The organism is Virgibacillus proomii, assembly GCF_018916875.1.
Lineage (GTDB): Bacteria > Bacillota > Bacilli > Bacillales > Amphibacillaceae > Virgibacillus > Virgibacillus proomii_B.
Map to the genome: position 1 here is coordinate 788,562 of NZ_JAHLNO010000019.1, position 21,174 is coordinate 809,735.

The following is a 21,174-nucleotide window of genomic DNA, read 5'->3' on the forward strand; positions in this document are numbered from 1 at the left end:
AATATGTTTAAAAAAATAAAAAATTATTAGAGCAAGCTTTTTTCTTTGGATTTTATTTGTTTGATAAAGTCATAATTTTAACTATAGGAAGCTATTGATGGAAATGCAAACAAGTGACAACGTAATATAATATTCAAGAGAAGAGATTGTTAAATCAGGAGGGAGCAGCTTTGAAACTTGTTGGAGTAGCTGGATCACTGGTAGGTGAGAAAACTTCACAAGCAGTTCATGAAGTGTTACTCGCCACTAAGCGTATTAATCAAAATATAGAGACAGAATTAATCGATCTAAAGGAATATGATGTTGAATTTGTTCGGGGAGCCCCATTAGCATATTATAATAAAGATACGTGGCATGTCGTAAATACAATGTTAGGTGCTGATATTATTGTATTTGGTACACCTGTATACCAGGCATCGATTACAGGAGCGCTAAAAAACTTACTCGATCATTTTCCTGTTGATGCGTTTAAAGGAAAAGTAACAGGAATTGTAACGACTGCAGGATCACATAAGCATTTTCTTGTTTCTGAATATCATTTAAAGCCAATCCTTACTTATTTAAAGGGGTCGGTCCCTACATGTAGTGTCTTCATTCATAATGATTCATTTAATGATGATAATGAAATAATTGATCAAGATATAAATAAAAGAATTATTAAGCTTGCTGAAGAAATGATAATGATCAAGGAACGGAACAGGGATAAATTAAATTAGTTAAAAAGGTAAAAAAAGTTTTGATCAAAAATAACATATGAAATTTTTTGTAAGTTAAAATGTATAACATTTTAGTGCTGAGGATAAGACGACTCGCAAGGAATTTTAAATCCCGCATGTAAGCTGCCGTAAGACTCCCACTTCAAGACCTGAGTTGATACAAAAGGGTCTAAGTGGGAGAAAACGGACCTAAATGCCCGATTCGTTCAAGGGCCTTAGGTCATACCATTAAGGTATTAACATTCAGTAGGAGAAGTTTCACTTTATCGTTCGATAACTTCTTTCACTTTTAGGTGATCGTATACCATATTCATCTCTGGTACGGTTTACAGTTATAGTTTTGGCTTCAAAACAAATGTCCCTCCACTGTAATCCAAACGCTCTCCCTTGCGAAACCCAATGAAAGCAAGCAATAATGTTAATGTGTAGTTAGTTATTGAGAGGTGCTTCTTAGCAACTGGAAGAAAGATATTTAATTCTTCTGGAGCTAAGAAGTTTTTTCTGCTTTTTTCCCTTTTTGAATCTTAATTTTAGTGAAACGATTTCTATCTAAGATTTCATCGACGACCGCAGCATTTATGGCGGCTTTAAAAATACAATGCAGGAGTTGAACAATATTTGGATTCATTTGTTTTAAAAGTCTATTTATAAAAACACGTTTATAAGTTGTCTTGTCTAGTTCTGCTAACTTGTACTTTCCTAGTAATGGTTTAAAATATTTGTCAATGACAAATTTACGATGTTCTCTAGTTGATCTTTTCCATTCGTTTTTATGCGTTTCATACCAAATATCTAGCCATTCAGAAACTGTTAAATTTGATTTTTCTACCTGTTTAATATCGCCGTTCAGAATAGCGGTTTTTACTTCGAGTAAAGCTCTATAGGCTTCATTTTCTGATTTAAAACCTTGTTTATACTTTTCTCTTCTTTTCCCTAAAGCGTCATCATATCTGTGTCTATAGCACCATAGCTTTTCTTTTTTTGCATTATAGTAATAGTACAACTCTTTATCTTTTTTCGTTTTATATAATTTCATTCATGATTCATCCCTTCTTATGCGTGGACAGATGTATTAAAAAGGGAGGAATATCTCGTTTCGGAATTGTTTAGGTACCACCTCCTCCAATCGGGAACGTTTGTTTGGTTTTAAGCGTAAAATTTTTTAATGAGTAGTTGCTCGGGTATGCCGTAGTTTTCTACAGCTTCATTTATAGTAATCGGACTAACAATTTCCCTAGAAAGTATTAGCTCAGGCTGTAAACGTATTTGCTTCGATTTCTATCTTATCGGTAGAAAAAATGTACTGGACTTTAAAAAAGACGTATTGCTATTCGGATGCTAAATAGCATGTCCGAGTTCATGAACGCATGTGAAAATTTGCTGCTCTTCTAATGAATTTTTATTGATGTGGATAACTTGAAAACGGTGAGACTTGCTGTCATAGCCAAGAAATATCACCCAAATTTTCATATACGATTATTATGTTCAATGTTTCTGCGATTTTAAAAGGATTATTAGTTTGATGTTTTTTTACGAGCTGCCTCACTGTTTCTTTTATATCCATCTAGCATAACTCTTCTAGTTACGATATTTCTTAGGCGTGAATTTCTGCTTCGCTAACCTTTTTGTTAATCGTAATGTATTTTCCCGCGACGAAATTAATAGTTGTCTATCTTCTTTACTTAAATCGTCTAACACTTTGCCGTCAAAAGCTGCGAAAGCACTATCAACATCTTCACCATCAATTATTTTTTTAAGTTCTCTTTGGATCTCACGTTTATCTTTCTCGGTTAAGTCATAGTATCTTTTCTTATCTGTACGACCGAGCAGGTAGTCAGTTGATACGTCGAAGTAATCAGTTATTGCTTTGAGTTTATCAGCACCAGGAGTTTGTGTTTTTAAACGATATAAAATGTTTTTTGAATAACCCAATGCTTTTTCTAAATCATTAATGGAAATTTTTCTTTGATTGCATAGTTTTTTAACTATCTCAAACGTTGTCATCTCAACCATCCTTTTGAGCTAGTCAAAATAAATTAAACTTTTCGCATAAAAAAGTCAATACTATAAGCTGATTTTTTAGCTTATAAATTAAATCGAACGGAAAGAATGAGAAAAATGGAGTAAACAGGTAAAAACATAGTTAATTCTTAACGATATGCAGCAAAAAGATTTAGCGAAAATGCTAGGTATTTCAAGTGCTTACCTATCTGATATCTTACTTGGTAAAAGAAATGGTAAGAAAGTCAGAGAGAAAAGCATAAAAATTCTTGATTTAAAGGAGGTCCCATAAGTTGCCAATTGCTGAAATTAATATTGATGTAGACCAATCAGAAATAAGGTAGTATATCAATAAAAAGTTATATGAAGGTTAAGATCGAGCAGGCTATGAATCTATTATGCATATTCATGATGAAGTTGTTCTCGATGTACCCAAGGAACAGGTTGACTTAGAGAGAGTTGAAAACATTATGAAACAGCCTATTCCATGAGCTCCGGGATTACCGTTAAATACGGATGGATTTATATCGGATTATTACATGAAGGATTAGGAGGTCTAGGGAAGCAATTTATACGAATCCGGTGTGAACAACTTTTGGCTAACGATAATAGCTAAATAAAAATTAGTATCAAATAAGGGAAACCTTGAGAGTGGAATATGTAACAGCACTACAAGATAGCCCTTTGCAACACATAAAAGACATCAAGAAGTGCTAAAAGTAATGGATGGAAAAATGAGTATAAAGTAAATTGGACTTACTTAAAAGGTTTCATTTACTTCCCAAGACTCTACAATTTGTCTTGCAATCATAGGATCATATCCAGCGCCCATAAGATATGAGATTGCCGAAGATTCTCGTAAAGCATGGCTATAAGAAGTATATTGAGCTTCTTTTAATCCATATTGAACAATGGGTTCTATGTTCGTTAATACGTTTTGTTTTAAATGTTGGGAATAATGATGTGGATTTTGATTTGTACGATACGGATTTTGGTAATAAAAATTGTGATACATTTAATCACTCCTAAAATTAAAGTCAAAAGTAGTATATGAGACATTTATCCCGACATAACGGCATTCGCCTATTATGTAGATTATTTTTAAATTTATCCAATAAAAAAAGGAGAGGGAAGAAATGGTAGACATGTATAAACCTATTAACCAATTATGTGAAGAAGTATTTCAAATAGCTAAATCCAAAGGATGGCATGATGAGCCTAGGGAAACAGGTACTTTACTGGCTCTTATTCATAGCGAGGTATCGGAGGTATTAGAAGCTGATCGAAAAGGTGACCAGGAGAATTTTGAAGAAGAGTTGGCAGATGTTTGTATTCGTATTTTTGATTTGTGCGGTTCCAAAGATATTGATTTAGAAGACGCCATCTATACGAAGATGGAACGGAATAAGGGAAGAAGTTACAAACACGGTAGCAAGGCTTACTAGGAGGCGTTTTAGATGTTAGGTTTGAACTTCTTTTCAAGGGCTGACATTACGAATGATTAGATAGTTTCTATTGTTTCGACTAGAAGGCGAACACAAAGTATTTATTTATGAGCCATTAAAAAGTATGATGTAAGACTTCATAAGTTCGGCGATTTAGACGACGAAGCAAAGCCAGAAACGTCTGTTAACCGGTTGCCTTCATTTACGGAAATGGCTTCTTTTACGTTAAACGATGCGGGAATAGCATCCGTACTTAATCAAGAACGATATGAGCAAGCGATTGAAGACTTTGGAACACTTCCAGAGGATAAACCAGTAAAAGATGTGCCTGTAGAAAAAGACGATTTAAGCTGGATGCAAAAGATGGAAATAAGCCCATTCACTGGTAGATTTGCAAAAACTATTGATAATGTACTGACCGTTTTAGAACACGATCCTGGACTAAAAGGTAAAATTGCTTTCGATGAATTTGCGAACAGAGGGCTTGTACTCGGACCTCCCTTCCTTGGGATAGCAGAGATCAAAAACGGATGCCTGTCCGTGCTTTGTTGAAAACCTCCCCCAAATGTTTAATTTAGAATGGGTTATTTTACAAAGGTGATAAATATTAAAATTCCCCGTAACCCTTATATATCAATGGTTTAAGTTATATGAATAAGTTGATTTAGCAAGCTGAAATTTTAATGTTATAAAACTTAATAAAATTAGTCTATTTAAAATCGTTTCTAATAAGAAACGTTTTTTTCATTTAGGAAATTATATTCATTAGTACATGGTGGATAACTTTTTTGAAAAGTAACTTCAGCGCTTTTGTTGCTAGTAAACTTCAAACTTCTTCCTACGATAAGTCAACAGCGGCTCCTAAATTCCCGATTTGTTCGAGCGATAGGACAAGGAAAGCTACGGTAGCATTGCATCGATGGAGAAAAAGCGATTTTCTTTTTCAAGGACAGAGTTGCTACGGCACCAATACACCGCACGCAGAAAAGTGCTTTCCTTTTCAAGGACAGGGGAAGCCTAGGTAGCGATACATCGCGATTTTTCAAGGGTGTCGATCACAAACACAAAGGCGTTACAGAGGACAGAGTATGTGACAGCAATACACCGCGGTTTTAAGGACGCCTCCGAACTTAGACCTTAATCTACTGTTACAAGGAAAGAGCACTCCTTGAATGAAGTTTCACTTTATCCCGTTAGAAGATCTGCCGTTTGTATACCGCTAACCGCTGTTGTTTTGTTCAAAAATAAATCGTTTATATGGTAGATTGACTACATAAATAGTGTAGAGCTGTTTCGAGATTGTTCAAGCTTTTAGGTATCATAGATTAAGTGATGCTTGTGTCACTGTAGTTAATAAACTCTACATAGTTTTTTATGTGATTATTGTAAAATTACTAAAGTAAAGGAGGCAAATGAAGTAATGAGATGGCTCCGTTAATATCGGCTCAGAATAGTAGTTGAGGAATATGAAGGATTCGTAATATTGTTTCATTTTTAAGAGCACAATAGAACCAGTAGATTATCTACATTGATTGGGCTCAAATACTGTTGATACAAGGGTGTAAGCGTTCTACAATTTAGTTAAGGAGGTGCTCTTAGTTGTTTGATCAAAGATCTTTTAGGCTTTTTAAAGAAATAATAACACATGATCAAATCACAGTCTCAGAAGTTATTCGCAAAACAGATTTATCAGAACGACAATTTTATTATGCTTTAGACAAAGTAAATAACACTTTAAAAAGTATGAATATGCCGGAAATTATAATTTCAAATCAAAATTTTCTTGTTGATGCTAAAGTTAAAAAACTACATCATACAGGAGCACCCTTAGATATTAGTATGAATCAAATCGTTTTATCAGAGGAGGACCGCGTTTATTTCATTTATTTATATACATTTATTCGCAAGGAAGTACTGTCTAATTACCATTATCAATTAATGATGAATGTAAGTAAGAATACAGCTTTAGCTGATGTAAAAAAAGTTAAAGAAATGTGTAATGAAAAGGATGTTGCTTTTGTCTACACCCGAATGGATGGGTATCATTTAAAAGGAGATGAACTGGCAAAAAGAAAACTGGCTGTTTATGCGATCGATTATTTACTTACAAAACCATTAGGGAAAGAAATAATCATTCTTACATTAAAATCTTGGAAACAGGAACACTATTATCAAGAAACAAAGCAAATAATTAACAACTTTCTAACGAAACATTCCATACATTTAGTAAAGACGCGTAAAACGGAAATGATACTACATCTTACGTTTATGAGGGTAAGAAAAAAACAAGTTCTGCTTGCGTTTAGTGATTATGAAAAACAATTGTTAAAAAGTCAACAGTTATTTGTACCAGCTAAAAGGCTCTGTCAGCAATTATTCCAGGATACAGACAACAATGAATGCTATTATGTCTTATTGCAATTGATAATAGCTCTTGAGGAAGTAAGCTTTGTGGAAAATCCTTATTTACGAAATTTGACAATAGAAATCATTGAAGCATTTGAGAAAAACACATTATTACCAATAGAGAATAAAGAATATTTACAACAAAGCTTATATAACCATCTTGTTCCAGCGTTTTTCAGAATTGCATTTGAAATTCCACTTGTTAATCCCTTAACAATACAAATTAAATCGAAGTATGTAGACTTATTTCAGTTTGTGAAACATTCATTGGCACCTTTATCAAAGTGGACGGGAAAGCCGATTAGTGATGAGGAAATTGGTTATTTTACACTTCATTTCGGCGGTTATCTGGAGGGAGAAAGAAGAACGAATTCACCTGAAATTCGTGCTTTAATTGTTTGTTCAAATGGTGTTAGTTCTTCGATCATGCTAAGAGCACAATTAAAAGAAATGTTTCCGACTATCAAGTTTTCAAGGGTACACACAGTAGAACAAATAAAAACGATTCCATCGACAAATTATGATTTGATTTTTTCTACGGTTGCTTTGGAATTAGCAAAGCCTGTTTACCATGTAAAGCCATTACTTACTAAAATTGAAAAAAATTACCTAATTGAATCCGTCATTTCTCAATTTCCTTCTTTGAATAATAATGATTTTTCAATCGACCAATTAATGGAAATTATTGATAAATATGCGGATATTAAAGACGAAAAAAAACTATTTTCTGAACTTGTCAATGTCATTTATTTGAATAACACCGATGTAGGAGGGTATAAGCCAATGCTTTCAGATTTACTAACAGAGGATATGATTCAATTTACAGAAGAAAAGCTACAATGGCGGGATGCTATCACACTCGCTGCACAGCCGTTGCTTAAAACAAATAAAATAAAACAGGAATATATTGAGGCGATGAATAAAAAAGTGGAAGAAGTAGGAACTTATATTCATGTAGGAAATGGAATTGCTATTCCCCATGCGAGACCTGAGGAAGGTGTTATTAACTTAGGAATGTCATTTTTAAGAACAAAGACTCCTGTAAAGTTATTGGGTAAAGAAGAACATCAAATAGATATTTTTATTTGCTTAGCAGCGATTGATAATGAAGCACATCTTAAGGCTTTATCTCATTTGACAAAACTTCTTGCTGATAAACCAACGCTTAAAGCATTGAAAGAAGCAGAAACATCAAAAGAGATTATCAAATTAATTAAAGGAGATGAAGAATAATGAAATTTTTAGCAGTTTGTGGATCAGGTTTAGGTACAAGCTTTATGGTTGAGATGAATATTAAACAGATTTTACAGGAATTAGGTGTGACTGGGGTGGAGGTATCTCATTCTGATTTAAGTTCAGCTACCCCAGGAGATGCAGATGTCTATTTTTTAGCGAAAGATATTGCTGAAGGTGGATCACATCTAGGTGAGGTAATTGTATTAGATAACATTATTGATATGGACGAGTTAAGGGAAAAAGTTACAAAGTTAGTAAAAGACAAAAATTTAATTTAATTATATAAGAATGTGTTTAAAAAGGAGTTAAAAGACCTGATGTAGGCGCAACCACCCTTGAAAAATCGCGATGTGCCGCGGTTAAGATTTTTTTAGTGTCGACACTAACATCCTGTGTGTCGAAGTTGGAGATTGCTTAGTTTGGCGAGCTGAATATATGTATTTTGAAACATGAGTTACCGGAAATTAGGCAATAAAGGAAACTTGGCTAACCGGAGTGCGGACATCGCTTAGTTGCACTTATACTTTGGACATTACAATTTCTACTTTGTCGTTTAACTTCAGTAATAAAATTTTATGTGTTCTAACGTACAAAGAAATTCAATGGATCATTTTTAACATACTTTTTGAATGTTTTTCGATAAATAACGAAAGGATGGTTTCTATGAATAATTTCTTAAGTGTATTAGTTGATATTTTAAGTCAGCCTGCTATTTTGGTTGCTGCAATTGCGTTAATCGGTCTATTAGCACAAAAGAAAAATGCATCCGATATCATGAAGGGAACAATTAAAACGTTTGTAGGTTTTATTGTCATTGCAGCAGGTGCAGGAATTTTGGAGAAAGCTTTAACTCCATTTGGTGCAATGTTCCAAGAAGCGTTTCATGTATCAGGGGTAGTGCCAAACAACGAAGCCATTGTTGCCTTAGCTCTTACAGAATACGGAACAAATACTGCGTTAATTATGTTTTTGGGTATGATTGTCAACATATTAATCGCTCGGTTTACAAGATATAAGTATATATTTTTAACAGGTCATCATACACTTTATCTGGCTTGTATGTTTGCTGTTATTATGGCGGTAGCAGGATTCGATACAGTGCCATTAATTATAGCAGGTGCTGTCGCTTTAGGAATAGTAATGACGCTATCACCAGCAATCGTTCAGCCGTTTATGAGACAGCTTACTGGAAATGATAATGTGGCTCTTGGACATTTTAGTGCAGTAGGCTATGCGATAAGTGGATTAACTGGAAAAATATTCAAGAACAGCAGAGAAAATTCAACGGAAAATATCAATTTTCCAAAAGGACTTGGCTTTTTACGTGATAGTACGGTGAGTATTGCTTTAACAATGATCGTGATGTATGTAATTGTCGCTTTATTTGCAGGTGCTTCATTTATTGAAGCAGAACTAAGTGAAGGAACGAACTATTTGGTTTTCTCTCTGATTCAAGGCGGTAGCTTTGCAGCTGGTGTATTTATTATCTTATCTGGTGTCCGTTTAGTATTAGCAGAAATTGTACCAGCGTTTAAAGGGATTTCAACAAAGCTTGTGCCTAATGCTAAACCGGCACTTGATGTTCCAATTATTTATCCGTATGCACCAAATGCTGTTTTAATTGGATTTTTCAGCAGTTTTATTGGCGGAGTTTTTAGTATGGTAATTATGTTCGTCACGGGAACGACGATTATTCTTCCTGGAGTAGTGCCTCATTTCTTTACTGGAGCAGCCGCTGGAGTTCTAGGCAATACAACAGGCGGGATAAAAGGAGCCGTTGCCGGATCGTTTGTCAATGGAATTATCATTTCGTTTTTACCAGTATTTTTATTACCGGTATTAGGAGAGTTAGGATTTGCTAATACAACATTTTCTGATGCTGACTTTGGCGTTTCGGGTATCTTTTTCGGCTCGCTGGCAAACTATGTAGGACCAGTTGCCATTGTTATTAGCTTAATTGTTATTCTTGGCTTAATGTTAATCCCATTTGGCAACAAAAAAAGCTCTACAGAAAATGCTAACTAATTACACGCCTTTCTATTAAAAACAATATGGAGGAATTATGATGAATAAAGAAACAAAAAACATTGCAGACTTATCGATTAACACCATTCGTACGCTAACGATAGATAGTGTTGAAAAAGCTCAGCACGGGCATCCTGGTATGCCAATGGGTGCAGCTCCGATGGCATATAGCCTCTGGAAAAATATAATGAATATCAATCCGAAAAATCCGGAATGGTTTAACAGAGATAGATTTGTATTAGCTGCTGGACATGGTTCCATGCTTCAATATTGTTTACTGCATCTTGCCGGGTTTGATTTATCTTTAGATGAACTAAAAAACTTTAGACAGTTAGGAAGTAAGACTCCGGGACATCCGGAGTACGGGTTTACACCAGGAGTTGAATTAACAACAGGTCCTCTTGGACAAGGAATACCGGGAAGTGTCGGGTTAGCACTTGCAGAAAGACATCTTGCTGAAACTTATAATCGAGAAGGATTTCCAGTTATTGATCACTATACGTATGCAATTTGCGGTGATGGTGATTTGATGGAAGGTGTCTCCTATGAAGCAGCATCACTGGCTGGACATTTAAAACTTGGTCGTTTAATCATATTATATGATTCAAATGACATCAGTTTAGACGGAGAATTGGCCCTTTCTTTTTCAGAAGACATTAAACAGCGTTTTGAGTCTTGTGGATGGCAATACTTATTTGTGAAAGATGGTAATGATATAGAAGCAATCGAAAAAGCAATCAATGAAGCGAAAGAAGATGAAACTCATCCAACGATAATTGAAATTAAAACGGTCATCGGTTATGGTGCACCTACGATTCAAGGAAAAAGTGATGCACATAGTGATCCAATTGGCACAGAAGAAATTAAACGTGCAAAAGCCTTTTATAAATGGAATTACGAAGAAGACTTTTATGTGCCAGAAGAAGTATATGACGACTTTAGTATTATTAAAGAAAATGGCGCTAAAAAAGAACAAGAATGGAATCAGCTTTTGGAGCGCTATGCAAATGAATATCCAGAGCTTGCAAATGAATTAAAACGAGTTATTGCTGGAGAGCTTCCAGAAGGTTGGGATCAGAAATTACCAACATTTGAAGTGGGAGAGTCCATAGCAACTCGGGCTTCAGCTAGTAAAGTCTTACAAGCATTAGCAAATAATATACCTGAGCTTGTAGGCGGCTCTGCTGACCTGGATGCATCTACTAAAACGAGGCTAACAGCATTTGCTAATTTAACAAAGGAAGATTATGCTGGCAGAAATATTTCCTTTGGGGTACGCGAATTTGCAATGGGTGGCATTGCAAATGGGATGGCTTTACATCATCTAAGACCATTTGTAAGTACATTCTTTGTGTTTTCAGATTATCTACGTCCGGCCATTCGATTATCTGCTTTAATGGAGCTGCCTGTTACGTATGTCTTTACTCATGATAGTGTGGCAGTCGGTCAAGATGGTCCTACTCATCAGCCTGTCGAGCATTTGGCAGCCTTTCGTGCTATGCCTAATCTTACCGTATTACGTCCGGCAGATGCGAATGAGACAAAAGAAGCTTGGAAAATTGCTGTGTCACAAAAAAATCAGCCAACGATGCTTGTGTTAGGAAGACAAAATTTGCCTACGCTAGCTGAAACAGCAGAAAAAGCGCAAGAAGGCGTAATAAGAGGAGCATATATTGTTTCAGAAGCAGAAACAACTCCTGTAGGCATTTTAATTGCTGCGGGATCTGAAGTTTCTTTAGCACTTCAAGCACAGAAAAAATTAGCGGAGGAAGGAACTTATGTCCACGTTGTAAGCATGCCATCTTGGGATTTATTTGATAAGCAGCCGCTCGATTATAAAGAGCAGGTTCTTCCGAAAGAATTAGATAAGCGTTTATCCATTGAAATGGGATCTAAAGTTGGTTGGCGAGAGTATGTCGGCACTAATGGTGCAGTTATGAGCATTGATTCATTTGGCGTTTCAGGCCCGGGGGATAAAGTGATTAAAAAGTTTGGCTTTACAGTAGAAAATGTTGTAAAGAATTTCAAGGATCTACTATAGAAAGTAGTAAATAAAAAAATGGGTGTTCCAAAGTTTAAAATTCTTTGGTCACCCTTTTTTGTACTATACAAAAGTATAAAACTTTATGGTTTATATAAGAAAAACTATAGCTTTCGCCATAAAGACTTAGCGATAAGCCAAGTTTTTCTAATGTTATACATCGCTAGACAAGTGCTGGAAGCTAGACTCAAAAGCGTCATGTGCTCGTTAAGCGCCGTACAAACTGGAGAACTTCTGACGAGATAAAGGAAACATGCCCCTGCAACAGGGGTATGCCGACGGTGGGCGGTAAGCCCGCTTTTAGTCGGCCTTCCTTTTGATTCGAGCCGATGTTGACTTATCGTAGGAAGAAGCTCGAAGTTTGCTAGGCGTTGAGCACATAAGCTAGACTCAAAAGCGTCATGTGCTCGTTAAGCGCCGTACAAACTGGAGAACTTCTGACGAGATAAAGGAAACATGCCCCTGCAACAGGGGTATGCCGACGGTGGGTGGTAAGCCCGCTTTTAGTCGGCCTTCCTTTTGATTCGAGCCGATGTTGACTTATCGTAGGAAGGAGTTCGAAGTTTGCTAGGCGTTGAGCACATAAGCTAGACGAAGATATTTTTCAAAAAAGTTATCCACCATGTACGAACGGATATAAGTTCCTAAACAAAATAACAGTCCCACAGGATTTTTGTTATCCTGTGGGACTGTTATTTTGGATGTTCTCTACTATGAATATGTGCAAAAAGTTTTGTAAAATGATGTGCATTTGACTTTTTAGCCTTTTAACAAAACGATAAATGAAGCTGGTAAAACAGATATGACTATACCTCTTTATTCCAAAAAGGTAAAAATAGTTTTATGCCTCGTCTATTAAAAGGAATAAATTTGCTGTCTGCGATTAGATGGCTAATATAGCCGATTACACAAGTATAATAGGCACCTTCAATCCCTACAGATTGTTGGAATTGGAAGGCAATATAACCAAAGAAAATAAGACCGATGATGGAGTGTGTATAAGTGCGGTGAGGGACAAAAGAAGCGATAATGATATAAATTCCCACAAGGCTAAGCCAAACCTCATCGAATGAAACTCCCGCTGCTAATACACCCATTCCGGTAATGGTTAACATATGCTTTCGTTTAATGGATAGAGATAAGGAGAGTAAAGCGAATCCAATACCGATTCCTATCCACCCCCGATAATCGACTTCTTTATATAAACTATAGATGATAAGCAAGATACCGACTATTTGAGTGACCGTTCGTAAAATTTTATGGGATAGGGTTATTTTCCCCCGTAATTTGCCATCAATATCTAAATCAGGAATTAAAGCTGATGTCGCACCTAAACTAATCAGTAAAACAGTTTCTGATGGAGAGCTTTGTAAATTGTTTGCGACAATAAATCCGGTTACTGTACCAATTGCTGCGTGCACTGTTCCATTCATTACGGACACCCCTTGATCTAAAGAGAATATGTCTTAGCTATTAAAAATTAGCTAGTACCCCTATTTTACAGCAAAATAGAGTTCTGTTTAACAAAAACGTACTAAGCTCTATTAAACTTAGCACGATATAGAAACTGACGATCCTTTTCTTGAATCGATACCTACTTTTTTACAATAAATTCATCTACTACCCATGGATGACTAAATCTACCAAGACCGCTTGCTTTATTCCCGCCAAATGCTACATAGGCTTTATTATTCACTGTTATATTTACATGTCATTTCTGAATTCATTTGTAATGCGGCTTGTTTTCCTCGTTTTAAATCATTAGTAAGATAGCGGACGATAAACCATAGATAGTATCATTCCCATAATCAATGGCTTATTCATCTGATTCTGCACGAATCATTTGCGCAATTGGTCCAAAGATTTCTGTTTGAGCTAACTAGGAGTCATTTGACACTTTGGTAATCACAAAAGGAGAAATTACAGTACAGTTTCTTTCTCCAGATGCCAGTAAGCTGATTAGTGCAACTAACTATCCATGCGAGAGAAATATTACCCCTATCCGGATTTCCTATATATTTATGGTTAGTTAATCATAGCATTTTCAATTCATCTGTATTTAAGGTCTAATATTATTTTTTATCCCGCATGTAAGGTGCCGTAAGACTCCCACTTCAAGACCTGAGTTGGTACAAAAGATTCTAAATGGTAGAAAACGGCACCTAAATGCCCGATTGGTTCAACTAAACATTCCGTGTTCCACGGAATGAAGTTTCACTTTATCCCGCATGTAAGGTGCCGTAAGACTCCCACTTCAAGACCTGAGTTGGTACAAAAGATTCTAAATGGTAGAAAACGGCACCTAAATGCCCGATTCGTTCAACTAAACATTCCGTGTTCCACGGAATGAAGTTTCACTTTATCCCGCATGTAAGGTGCCGTAAGACTCCACTTTAAGAGCCTGAATTGGTACAAAAGGTTCTAAGTGGTAGAAAACGGCACCTAAATGCCCGATTTGTAAAGGCCTTTAGGTCATACCCTTCTAGGTACTAACATTCAGTAGGAGATGGAAGAAACTCCTACTGAATGAAGTTTCACTTTATATTCCAGTGTATTGTAGTAACTACAGTACAGAGGACATAAAAGGGGAACGATTTATCGCAGTTTAAACAGCGGAAATAATGGCACACTCTTTGCTTCCATTTCAGTTGTAACGTAAAGGGGTCTATTTGACCTGGATATACTGTGCCATTCATTTTTAAGAGATTGCTAGATAAACCACTTAAAAAATAATAAGAAGGATGTGAAGTTGATGCAATCGTTTGCTACGTTACGGATGCCGCAAACTATTCATTATGGGCAAGGGGCATTTAAAAAATTAGGTGAAGAAGCAACAAAGTTTGGAAAGAAAGCATTAATTATCAGTGATCGAGTAATGGATGAGTTAGGTTATATCCATGAAGCCAGAGCACTCTTAATGAAAGACCAGATAAGCAGTGCGGTGTATGCAGGTGTGGCCTCTGAACCCACAGACATGTATGTAGAAAAAGCCTTACATGTTCTAATAAAAGAAGGCTGTGACGTCGTTATTTCCCTTGGTGGCGGAAGCTGTATAGATACAGCAAAAGCAGTTGCTGTTATAGTTACTAATGGTGGAATTATTAGTGATTACATCAAAAAAGAGGCAATTGTAAAAACACCATCTTTACCACATCTCGCCATTCCCACGACAGCAGGTACCGGTTCAGAGGTAACGGATGCAACTGTCATAACGAATACAACTACTAACATAAAAATGATGATCAAGCATCCTGTGTTTATGCCGATAGTAGCCATAGTTGATCCAATCTTAACAGCTTCTTCTCCAAAGCATATTACAGCCGCAACCGGAATTGATGCACTAAGCCATGCCATTGAAAGTTATATTTCGAGACGAGCTCATCCAATGACAGATACTTTAGCTTTGGCGGCTATTCAATTAATCGTACACCATCTAGAAAAAGCTTACCAAAATGGAGATGATCTGCAGGCACGTGAAGCAATGGCGTTAGGTGCATTACAGGCAGGAATCGCTTTTTCGAATTCTTCTGTTTGCCTAGTACATGGTATGTCACGACCTCTAGGTGCTCTATTTCATGTGCCACATGGATATTCTAATGCGATGCTTTTGCCGGCTGTATTGGATTTCAGTAAAGAATCTTGTACGAATCGCTTAGCAGATGTAGCTGCTATTTTCTTAGGTGAAGAAGGCGAGAAAGCTTCGGCGGATAAGGTGGTTCAAGCTGTGAAACAATTGTGCTTTCAGTTAAGCATACCAAACTTACGTGATTGGGGAATTACACGTCATCAATTAGAGAGCGCTATCAATAAAATGGCAAAAGATGCGATTGCAAGTGGAAGTCCAAGCAATCATCCGAAAATAGTTACGGAAGCGGAGATAGAGAGCCTGTACCGTATTTGCTTTGACTATGATTTTTCTGAATAAATAAGGGGTGAAGAGCCATATATGGACATGATTAGTTTAATTGGTCTAATAAGTGCAGTTATTTTGCTTATTTATTTAACAATGAGAGGCATTAATATCATTATTGCAGCTATTATTTGTTCTGTTTTTGTTGCAATTACTGGTGGTTTGAGCTTGGAAGAGGCATTAATGGATAATTATATGACAGGATTTACGAATTACTTTGCTTCTTGGTTTTTAGTGTTTTTACTAGGAGCTATTTTTGGAAAAATCATGCAAGAAACGAAATCTGCTGAAAGCATTGCTCAGTGGATCAAACGGACAATTGGTGAAAAGCAGGCAGTACTTGCTATTGTCGCCGCTGCAGCTATTATGACCTATGGCGGGATTAGTATGTTTGTCGTTGGCTTTGCAATTTATCCAATTGCTGTTTCTTTATTTCGAGCAGCGAACTTGCCACATCGTTTTATACCATCTGCACTTGTGTTTGGATCGATATCCTTTACGATGACCTCTCCAGGTTCACCTGAAATTCAAAATATCATTCCTACTAAGTTTTTTAATACAACACCAACAGCTGGTGGGTGGATTGGCGTCGTTATTGGGCTGCTTATTATGATTACCGGAAGCTTTTGGCTGCATCTATTAGTAAAAAGAGCTGTACAACAGGGAGAATCTTTTTCGCCACCTTATGTTTTACCAAATAGAGCCGAAACCGAAACTTCTGCAGGTCTAGCTGAGGATCCAAAACCATTGGGAAAAGTAAAAGCAGACGAATTGCCTCATATTATTATTTCTATTATTCCACTTTTTCTGGTAATTGCTATTTTAAATATTTTAAGTCAGTTTATGAATACTATAACAGCATTATTAATTGCTATGCTAGTTGGAATTTTTGTTGCATGTATTACGATGCAGCGCTTTTTACGAAGCTTTTGGGATTCTTTAGCTATTGGCACACAAAATGCGCTTGTTGCTATTGCGAATACGTGTGGAGTAGTAGGTTTTGGTAGTGTTGCTGCTCAAGTATCAACATTTGATCAGTTAGTAAATGGACTAGTTGACTTACCCGGTCCTCCTTTATTAGGGTTAGCCTTAGGTGTTACCATTATTTGTGCACTTACCGGTTCAGCATCAGGAGGTTTAGGGATTGCTTTGCCTGTTCTTGCACCGATTTACTTAAACCAAGGATTGGATCCAGGTGCAATGCACCGTGTGGCAGCATTAGGTTCTGGTGGATTGGACTCCATGCCGCATAATGGTTATGTTGTGACAACAGTGCGAACTATTTGTAGGGAAACACATAAACGGGCTTATAAACCAATTCTATATTTAAGTGTTATTTTACCTACCATTGCTATGCTGTTAGCCGTGATATTATACACTATTTTTTAATCATGCTGTAATCTATGACATAATTAGAATGCTAATTTAATCAGTGGAGGATAAAGGTCTCTCCACTGATTAAATATGATAAAATAGAGTGTCTAGTTTATTAATTCAAATAAATTAGTACCAGATACTATAACTATATGTTAAAATGTAGTCGTAAAACAAAAACATCAACGCAGAAGGAGATTAACTATGGTATATCATTTTTGTGCGTATGCATTAAAAATAATTTTAAGTGTATTTGGGAAAGTTAAAGTTTATCAAAAAGAAAATGCTAATTTATCAGGGGGGTTTGTACTTGCTTGTACACATACAGGATGGGTAGATATATTGTGGCTTGGGGTTTGTATGCTTCCAACCAAAATACATTATATGGCAAAAAAGGAGCTTTTTCAGTCACGATTTTTAAGATGGTTGATGGAGAAATTAAATGCATTTCCTGTTGATAGAGAAAATCCAGGGCCAAGTGCGATCAAAATACCAAGGCGTTTGTTGAAAGAAGGAAAGGTTGTAGGTATTTTTCCGAGTGGGACAAGAACAAGTGAAGAGGTACCATTAAAAAGAGGCGCTATTACGATTGCTAGCTACGCAAAGGTTCCGATTGTACCAGTTGCTTATCAAGGTCCCAATAATTTTAAAGATCTTTTTAAACGGATGAAACCACAGATTATTTTTGGCGAACCAATTTATTTATCTGAGCAATTACCACCAAAACAAGGAATGGAGACGATGATGAAGCAACTTGAAAAATCATTAATAAGCCTGCAGAAACAACTGCAAGATAGGAAGTAGATGTTTCTAATGGATTCAAAATACTTTCCCCATGGAAAGCTTTCGCCTATGATAGAGATAGGTTTTCCATACATTAAGAATCATAGAAATACTATGTAAAAGTGCACCAAAACAGTTCGCCTGCGCCTAGGCTTGGCGATGCCCCAGTTTTCTTTATACTATAGGAAAGTATAAAACTTTATGGTTTATAGTATAAGAAAAACTATAGCTTTCGCCATAAAAACTTGGCGACAAGCCAAGTTTTTCTAAAAAAATTTTTATTGGTGATTACATGTCAGTTTTAAAGCAGAAACGTTGGTTATTTATTATTACTATTGGATTGGGAACTTTATTAAATCCATTGAATTCATCCATGATTGCAGTTGCAGTAACACGTCTTCAGGACGATTTTGCATTGTCTTTTGTGAATGCATCATGGCTTATTTCTATCTTCTATTTAGCAAGTGCAGCTGGTCAGCCTGTTATGGGGAAACTGAGTGACATGTTTGGTTCAAAGCGATTATTTATGACCGGATTAGTGCTTGTTGCTTTTGCGTCGCTGTTAGCACCTTTTTCACCAAACTTTCCATTTCTATTAGCATGCCGAGCATTGCAGGCAATTGGCAGCTCTACGTTGTTCCCTAGCGGGATGAGCATGATTAGGACACATATTACAAAAGGTCAAGGGCAAGCACTTGCTGCGTTGTCTATATTTGCTTCCACATCAGCAGCTTTTGGCCCGTCGGTTGGTGGTCTTTTAATTGATTCATGGGATTGGCAAGCTATCTTTTTCGTTAATTTTCCATTTATTATTTTATCTTTTGTATTAGCTATTTTTATTTTACCAGCGACAAAAGAAAAAAATGCCGACGTGAAGCAGATTGATTTTACTGGGATTTTATTATTTACGGTGTCCATGACGAGTTTAATTTTATTTTTGCTTTCGTTTGAAGAAGGGAATATCCGCTGGTGGGCGTTCGTTGCTTTTCTCCTGACTGCGATTAGCTTTTATAAATTTGAAGAAAAGCGGTCTGCTCCGTTTATGGATATTAATAGTTTAAAGAAAAACCCGAACGTAACGATGATCTATGTTCAATTTATGAGTATCAATTTGATATATTATTGCTATTTTTTTGGGTTCCCTATTTTTCTTCAGCAAGCATTAACATATAGCGAAGCACAGTCAGGAATTATTATGCTGGCTTTAGCTGGGTTTGGAGTTATCATCGCTCCATTAGCAGGTCGAATGATAGATATGTTTGGTTCAAAATTACCTGCAGTTATTGGCATAGGATTACTTTTAATCGGGACAGGCTTATTATTAACGTACCATGAAACTTCTACACTAAGCTGGTTGCTTGTGATTATGAGTGTCCTGGGTGCTAGTAATGGGTTTAACAATATTTCTATGCAGACAGCATTATACGAAAATGTTAGAGCAGAAGCTACGGGACAAGCATCCGGTTTATTTCAAACGAGTAGATATATGGGAGCTATCCTGTCATCCAGTTTGCTTGGTCTAACATTTAACCACCAGATAAATCATGATAATTTACATCTTGTAGCGATGATTTGCTTGGCTTTTTCCGTTTTGGTGTTTGGGATGGCACTGAAACTTCCTGGCAAGCTTAAAGGTAATCACGGATAAAGTGAATCTTCAATCAGTAGAGATTTTCTTTTATCTCTCGCTGATTGTTAGAGTGAACAGAATCGGGCATTTGACTTGCAGTTGGATCCTCTACATATATGTCTAGGATAAATGTGGTACAGTTCTTTAATTGTATCTTGTAAGAGTTATAGGTCAAGCCAACTCCCACGATTAAAATAACAGCAGCTTAGATTAGAGATTTTTCCCAAATCTAAGGTGCTGTTATCTCTCCTATTTAGACAGACTTCTTAGTTGATGCAAGCCCTAGGACACCGTAGATATTAGATAAAGAAGATACGGTGACGTAAGAGACCAATGTTAACTTTAAAGAAGATCGAAGTTTGCCACAGCTTAAAGGACTACTTTTAAAAAAGATATCTACCATGTAGAAACGTATATCGTTTCCCTAGATAACAAAGAAAACTAGGGAAGACTTAGTTGCACTGATTTTACCGGATTTTTTGATTACAAGCTTCAACATGTTCGCCATGCTTTTCTTCCTGAAACAGTTTTATAAATCGTTTCGCACTTTTAGGTAAGTAACGATCCTTTAGCCAAACTAGCGCCGATTTCGAAATAAACGTATGGCCTTTAATCGGAAGTTGTTTTAATCCACGCAGGTGATGTCGATAAAGTGTGGACCCGGGAATAATCGTTGCTCCAACTTCTTCACTAACAAGCTGAAGTATCATATCAACATCCGGACATTCGCAAACAATTTTTGGAGTTAACTTGTGTTTATCAAATTGCTCCAAAATCAATTCATATTGTCCGATACCACTTATTCTATGCAGCAATAATAATGGGAGTTGACTCAGCTGCTTCATGGTTATACTTTCAAAAGACCCTAACCAGCTTTCCGGAATCACAGCTACATAGTTTTCATCTGGAAGGGGATGAATCGAAAACTTATCCATGTTAATAGGTAGGCGAATGATAGCTACATCAATTTCTCTGTGAATTAATTGTTCTGTAAGAAGCGAAGAGTCACCCTCTTTTAAATGAAAATGAACGTTAGGATATTTTTTTTGAAAAGCTTTCAGTTGCTTCGGTATATGATTGAAGCATGTCTTTACACAACCAATGGATAATGTACCCTTTATCCCGGAACCAGTGTCTTTTACTTCTGTGATTGCTTCTTCAAGATATTGAAAAAGGGTGTCCGTTTTTCCGTAAAGAATGTTTCCAGCTTCTGTTAGTTCCATTTTTCTTCCATTACGCTCCATCAGCTTTACCCCTAATTCCTCTTCTAATTCTTTAAGGCTTTGACTTAAGGGTGGTTGAGCCATATGGAGCTTTTGTGCAGCACGAGTAATTTGTCCTTCCTTAGCGATCGTCTGAAAGTAACGTAATTGCCTTAACTTCATTTCATACCTCCTGTTTTGAAAGCGTTTTTTTGCAGGTTTATATATGATGGAAAAAATATCCAATTTAAAAGTATATAGTTTTCATATAGATAATTAATGAAATAGATATTATTAATATAGTAATAATTATGGTATTATTCAAATTAAAAGTATTATTCAGATAATAAGGTACCGAATATAACGTATGCAAAAATGTTGTTGTTAGCACTTGCGCAATAAATG

General features: G+C 36.2%; 18 protein-coding genes and 1 pseudogene. 13 read left to right on the plus strand and 6 right to left on the minus strand.

Translation table 11 applies throughout. The features are described 5' to 3' along the window. Window positions 1-170 precede the first annotated feature (170 nt). The gene (locus KQI21_RS10910) at window positions 171-716 is read left to right on the plus strand and encodes an NADPH-dependent FMN reductase (RefSeq protein WP_216484195.1); all 546 of its coding nucleotides are present in this window, start codon (window positions 171-173) and stop codon (window positions 714-716) included. Window positions 717-980: 264 nt separating this feature from the next. On the opposite strand, the pseudogene KQI21_RS10915 reads toward KQI21_RS10910, so the two are convergent. The 3 genes and pseudogenes from KQI21_RS10915 to KQI21_RS10925 form a co-directional block, all read right to left on the minus strand. Further along, window positions 981-1,752 (minus strand): annotated as a pseudogene (locus KQI21_RS10915) (tyrosine-type recombinase/integrase); the annotation flags it as partial. Between the two features lie 302 nt (window positions 1,753-2,054). Continuing rightward, on the minus strand, window positions 2,055-2,186 hold the full coding sequence (locus KQI21_RS16840; protein WP_373687647.1) for an ImmA/IrrE family metallo-endopeptidase: 132 nt from the start codon (window positions 2,184-2,186) through the stop codon (window positions 2,055-2,057). A gap of 108 nt (window positions 2,187-2,294) precedes the next feature. Continuing rightward, window positions 2,295-2,720, minus strand: coding sequence for a helix-turn-helix domain-containing protein (locus tag KQI21_RS10925; protein ID WP_216484196.1), 426 nt, complete (start codon window positions 2,718-2,720; stop codon window positions 2,295-2,297). 154 nt (window positions 2,721-2,874) lie between these two features. Between KQI21_RS10925 and KQI21_RS10930 the strand changes: the two genes are divergently transcribed. Continuing rightward, a complete protein-coding gene (locus tag KQI21_RS10930; protein WP_216484197.1) occupies window positions 2,875-3,009 on the plus strand; it encodes a helix-turn-helix domain-containing protein in 135 nt (44 codons plus the stop codon). A 468-nt stretch (window positions 3,010-3,477) separates the two neighbouring features. Here the strand turns inward: KQI21_RS10930 and KQI21_RS10935 are convergent, their stop codons facing one another. Continuing rightward, window positions 3,478-3,732: a hypothetical protein gene (locus KQI21_RS10935; protein ID WP_216484198.1), complete on the minus strand. Its 255-nt coding sequence runs from the start codon at window positions 3,730-3,732 to the stop codon at window positions 3,478-3,480. A gap of 121 nt (window positions 3,733-3,853) precedes the next feature. Between KQI21_RS10935 and KQI21_RS10940 the strand changes: the two genes are divergently transcribed. The 6 genes from KQI21_RS10940 to tkt all read left to right on the plus strand — a co-directional run bounded on the left by KQI21_RS10940 (window position 3,854) and on the right by tkt (window position 11,870). After that, window positions 3,854-4,162 (plus strand): MazG nucleotide pyrophosphohydrolase domain-containing protein, encoded by a 309-nt coding sequence (locus KQI21_RS10940; RefSeq protein WP_253291397.1) that lies wholly within the window; start codon window positions 3,854-3,856, stop codon window positions 4,160-4,162. 192 nt (window positions 4,163-4,354) lie between these two features. After that, window positions 4,355-4,714: a hypothetical protein gene (locus tag KQI21_RS10945; protein WP_216484199.1), complete on the plus strand. Its 360-nt coding sequence runs from the start codon at window positions 4,355-4,357 to the stop codon at window positions 4,712-4,714. 1,047 nt (window positions 4,715-5,761) lie between these two features. Next, a complete protein-coding gene (locus tag KQI21_RS10950) occupies window positions 5,762-7,801 on the plus strand; it encodes a BglG family transcription antiterminator (RefSeq protein WP_216484200.1) in 2,040 nt (679 codons plus the stop codon). Next, complete coding sequence (locus tag KQI21_RS10955) at window positions 7,801-8,082, plus strand: PTS sugar transporter subunit IIB (RefSeq protein WP_077320151.1); 282 nt, start codon at window positions 7,801-7,803, stop codon at window positions 8,080-8,082. Before KQI21_RS10950 ends, KQI21_RS10955 begins: the two co-directional genes overlap by 1 nt. Before the next feature lie 385 nt (window positions 8,083-8,467). Continuing rightward, entirely contained in the window at window positions 8,468-9,829 is a 1,362-nt protein-coding gene (gene ulaA / locus KQI21_RS10960; RefSeq protein WP_216484201.1) for a PTS ascorbate transporter subunit IIC, read from the plus strand. A gap of 40 nt (window positions 9,830-9,869) precedes the next feature. Beyond that, complete coding sequence (tkt, locus tag KQI21_RS10965; RefSeq protein WP_216484202.1) at window positions 9,870-11,870, plus strand: transketolase; 2,001 nt, start codon at window positions 9,870-9,872, stop codon at window positions 11,868-11,870. Between the two features lie 806 nt (window positions 11,871-12,676). Here tkt and KQI21_RS10970 read toward each other — a convergent pair. After that, window positions 12,677-13,303, minus strand: a complete 627-nt coding sequence (locus tag KQI21_RS10970) for a metal-dependent hydrolase (protein WP_216484203.1) — start codon at window positions 13,301-13,303, stop codon at window positions 12,677-12,679. Window positions 13,304-13,768: 465 nt separating this feature from the next. On the opposite strand from KQI21_RS10970, the gene KQI21_RS16435 reads away from it, so the two are divergent. From KQI21_RS16435 to KQI21_RS10990, 5 genes are all read left to right on the plus strand, one after another. After that, window positions 13,769-13,903: a hypothetical protein gene (locus KQI21_RS16435; protein WP_301281746.1), complete on the plus strand. Its 135-nt coding sequence runs from the start codon at window positions 13,769-13,771 to the stop codon at window positions 13,901-13,903. Window positions 13,904-14,622: 719 nt separating this feature from the next. Further along, window positions 14,623-15,795, plus strand: coding sequence for an iron-containing alcohol dehydrogenase (locus KQI21_RS10975; RefSeq protein WP_216484204.1), 1,173 nt, complete (start codon window positions 14,623-14,625; stop codon window positions 15,793-15,795). Between the two features lie 27 nt (window positions 15,796-15,822). After that, on the plus strand, window positions 15,823-17,169 hold the full coding sequence (locus KQI21_RS10980; RefSeq protein WP_216484317.1) for a GntP family permease: 1,347 nt from the start codon (window positions 15,823-15,825) through the stop codon (window positions 17,167-17,169). A 189-nt stretch (window positions 17,170-17,358) separates the two neighbouring features. Beyond that, window positions 17,359-17,958: a lysophospholipid acyltransferase family protein gene (locus KQI21_RS10985; RefSeq protein ID WP_216484205.1), complete on the plus strand. Its 600-nt coding sequence runs from the start codon at window positions 17,359-17,361 to the stop codon at window positions 17,956-17,958. A 271-nt stretch (window positions 17,959-18,229) separates the two neighbouring features. Then, window positions 18,230-19,585 carry an MFS transporter gene (locus tag KQI21_RS10990; protein ID WP_216484206.1) on the plus strand — a complete coding sequence of 452 codons (1,356 nt, stop codon included), beginning with the start codon at window positions 18,230-18,232 and terminating at the stop codon, window positions 19,583-19,585. A gap of 449 nt (window positions 19,586-20,034) precedes the next feature. On the opposite strand, the gene KQI21_RS10995 is transcribed toward KQI21_RS10990, so the two are convergent. After that, the gene (locus KQI21_RS10995) at window positions 20,035-20,952 is read right to left on the minus strand and encodes a LysR family transcriptional regulator (RefSeq protein ID WP_216484207.1); all 918 of its coding nucleotides are present in this window, start codon (window positions 20,950-20,952) and stop codon (window positions 20,035-20,037) included. Window positions 20,953-21,174 lie beyond the last annotated feature (222 nt).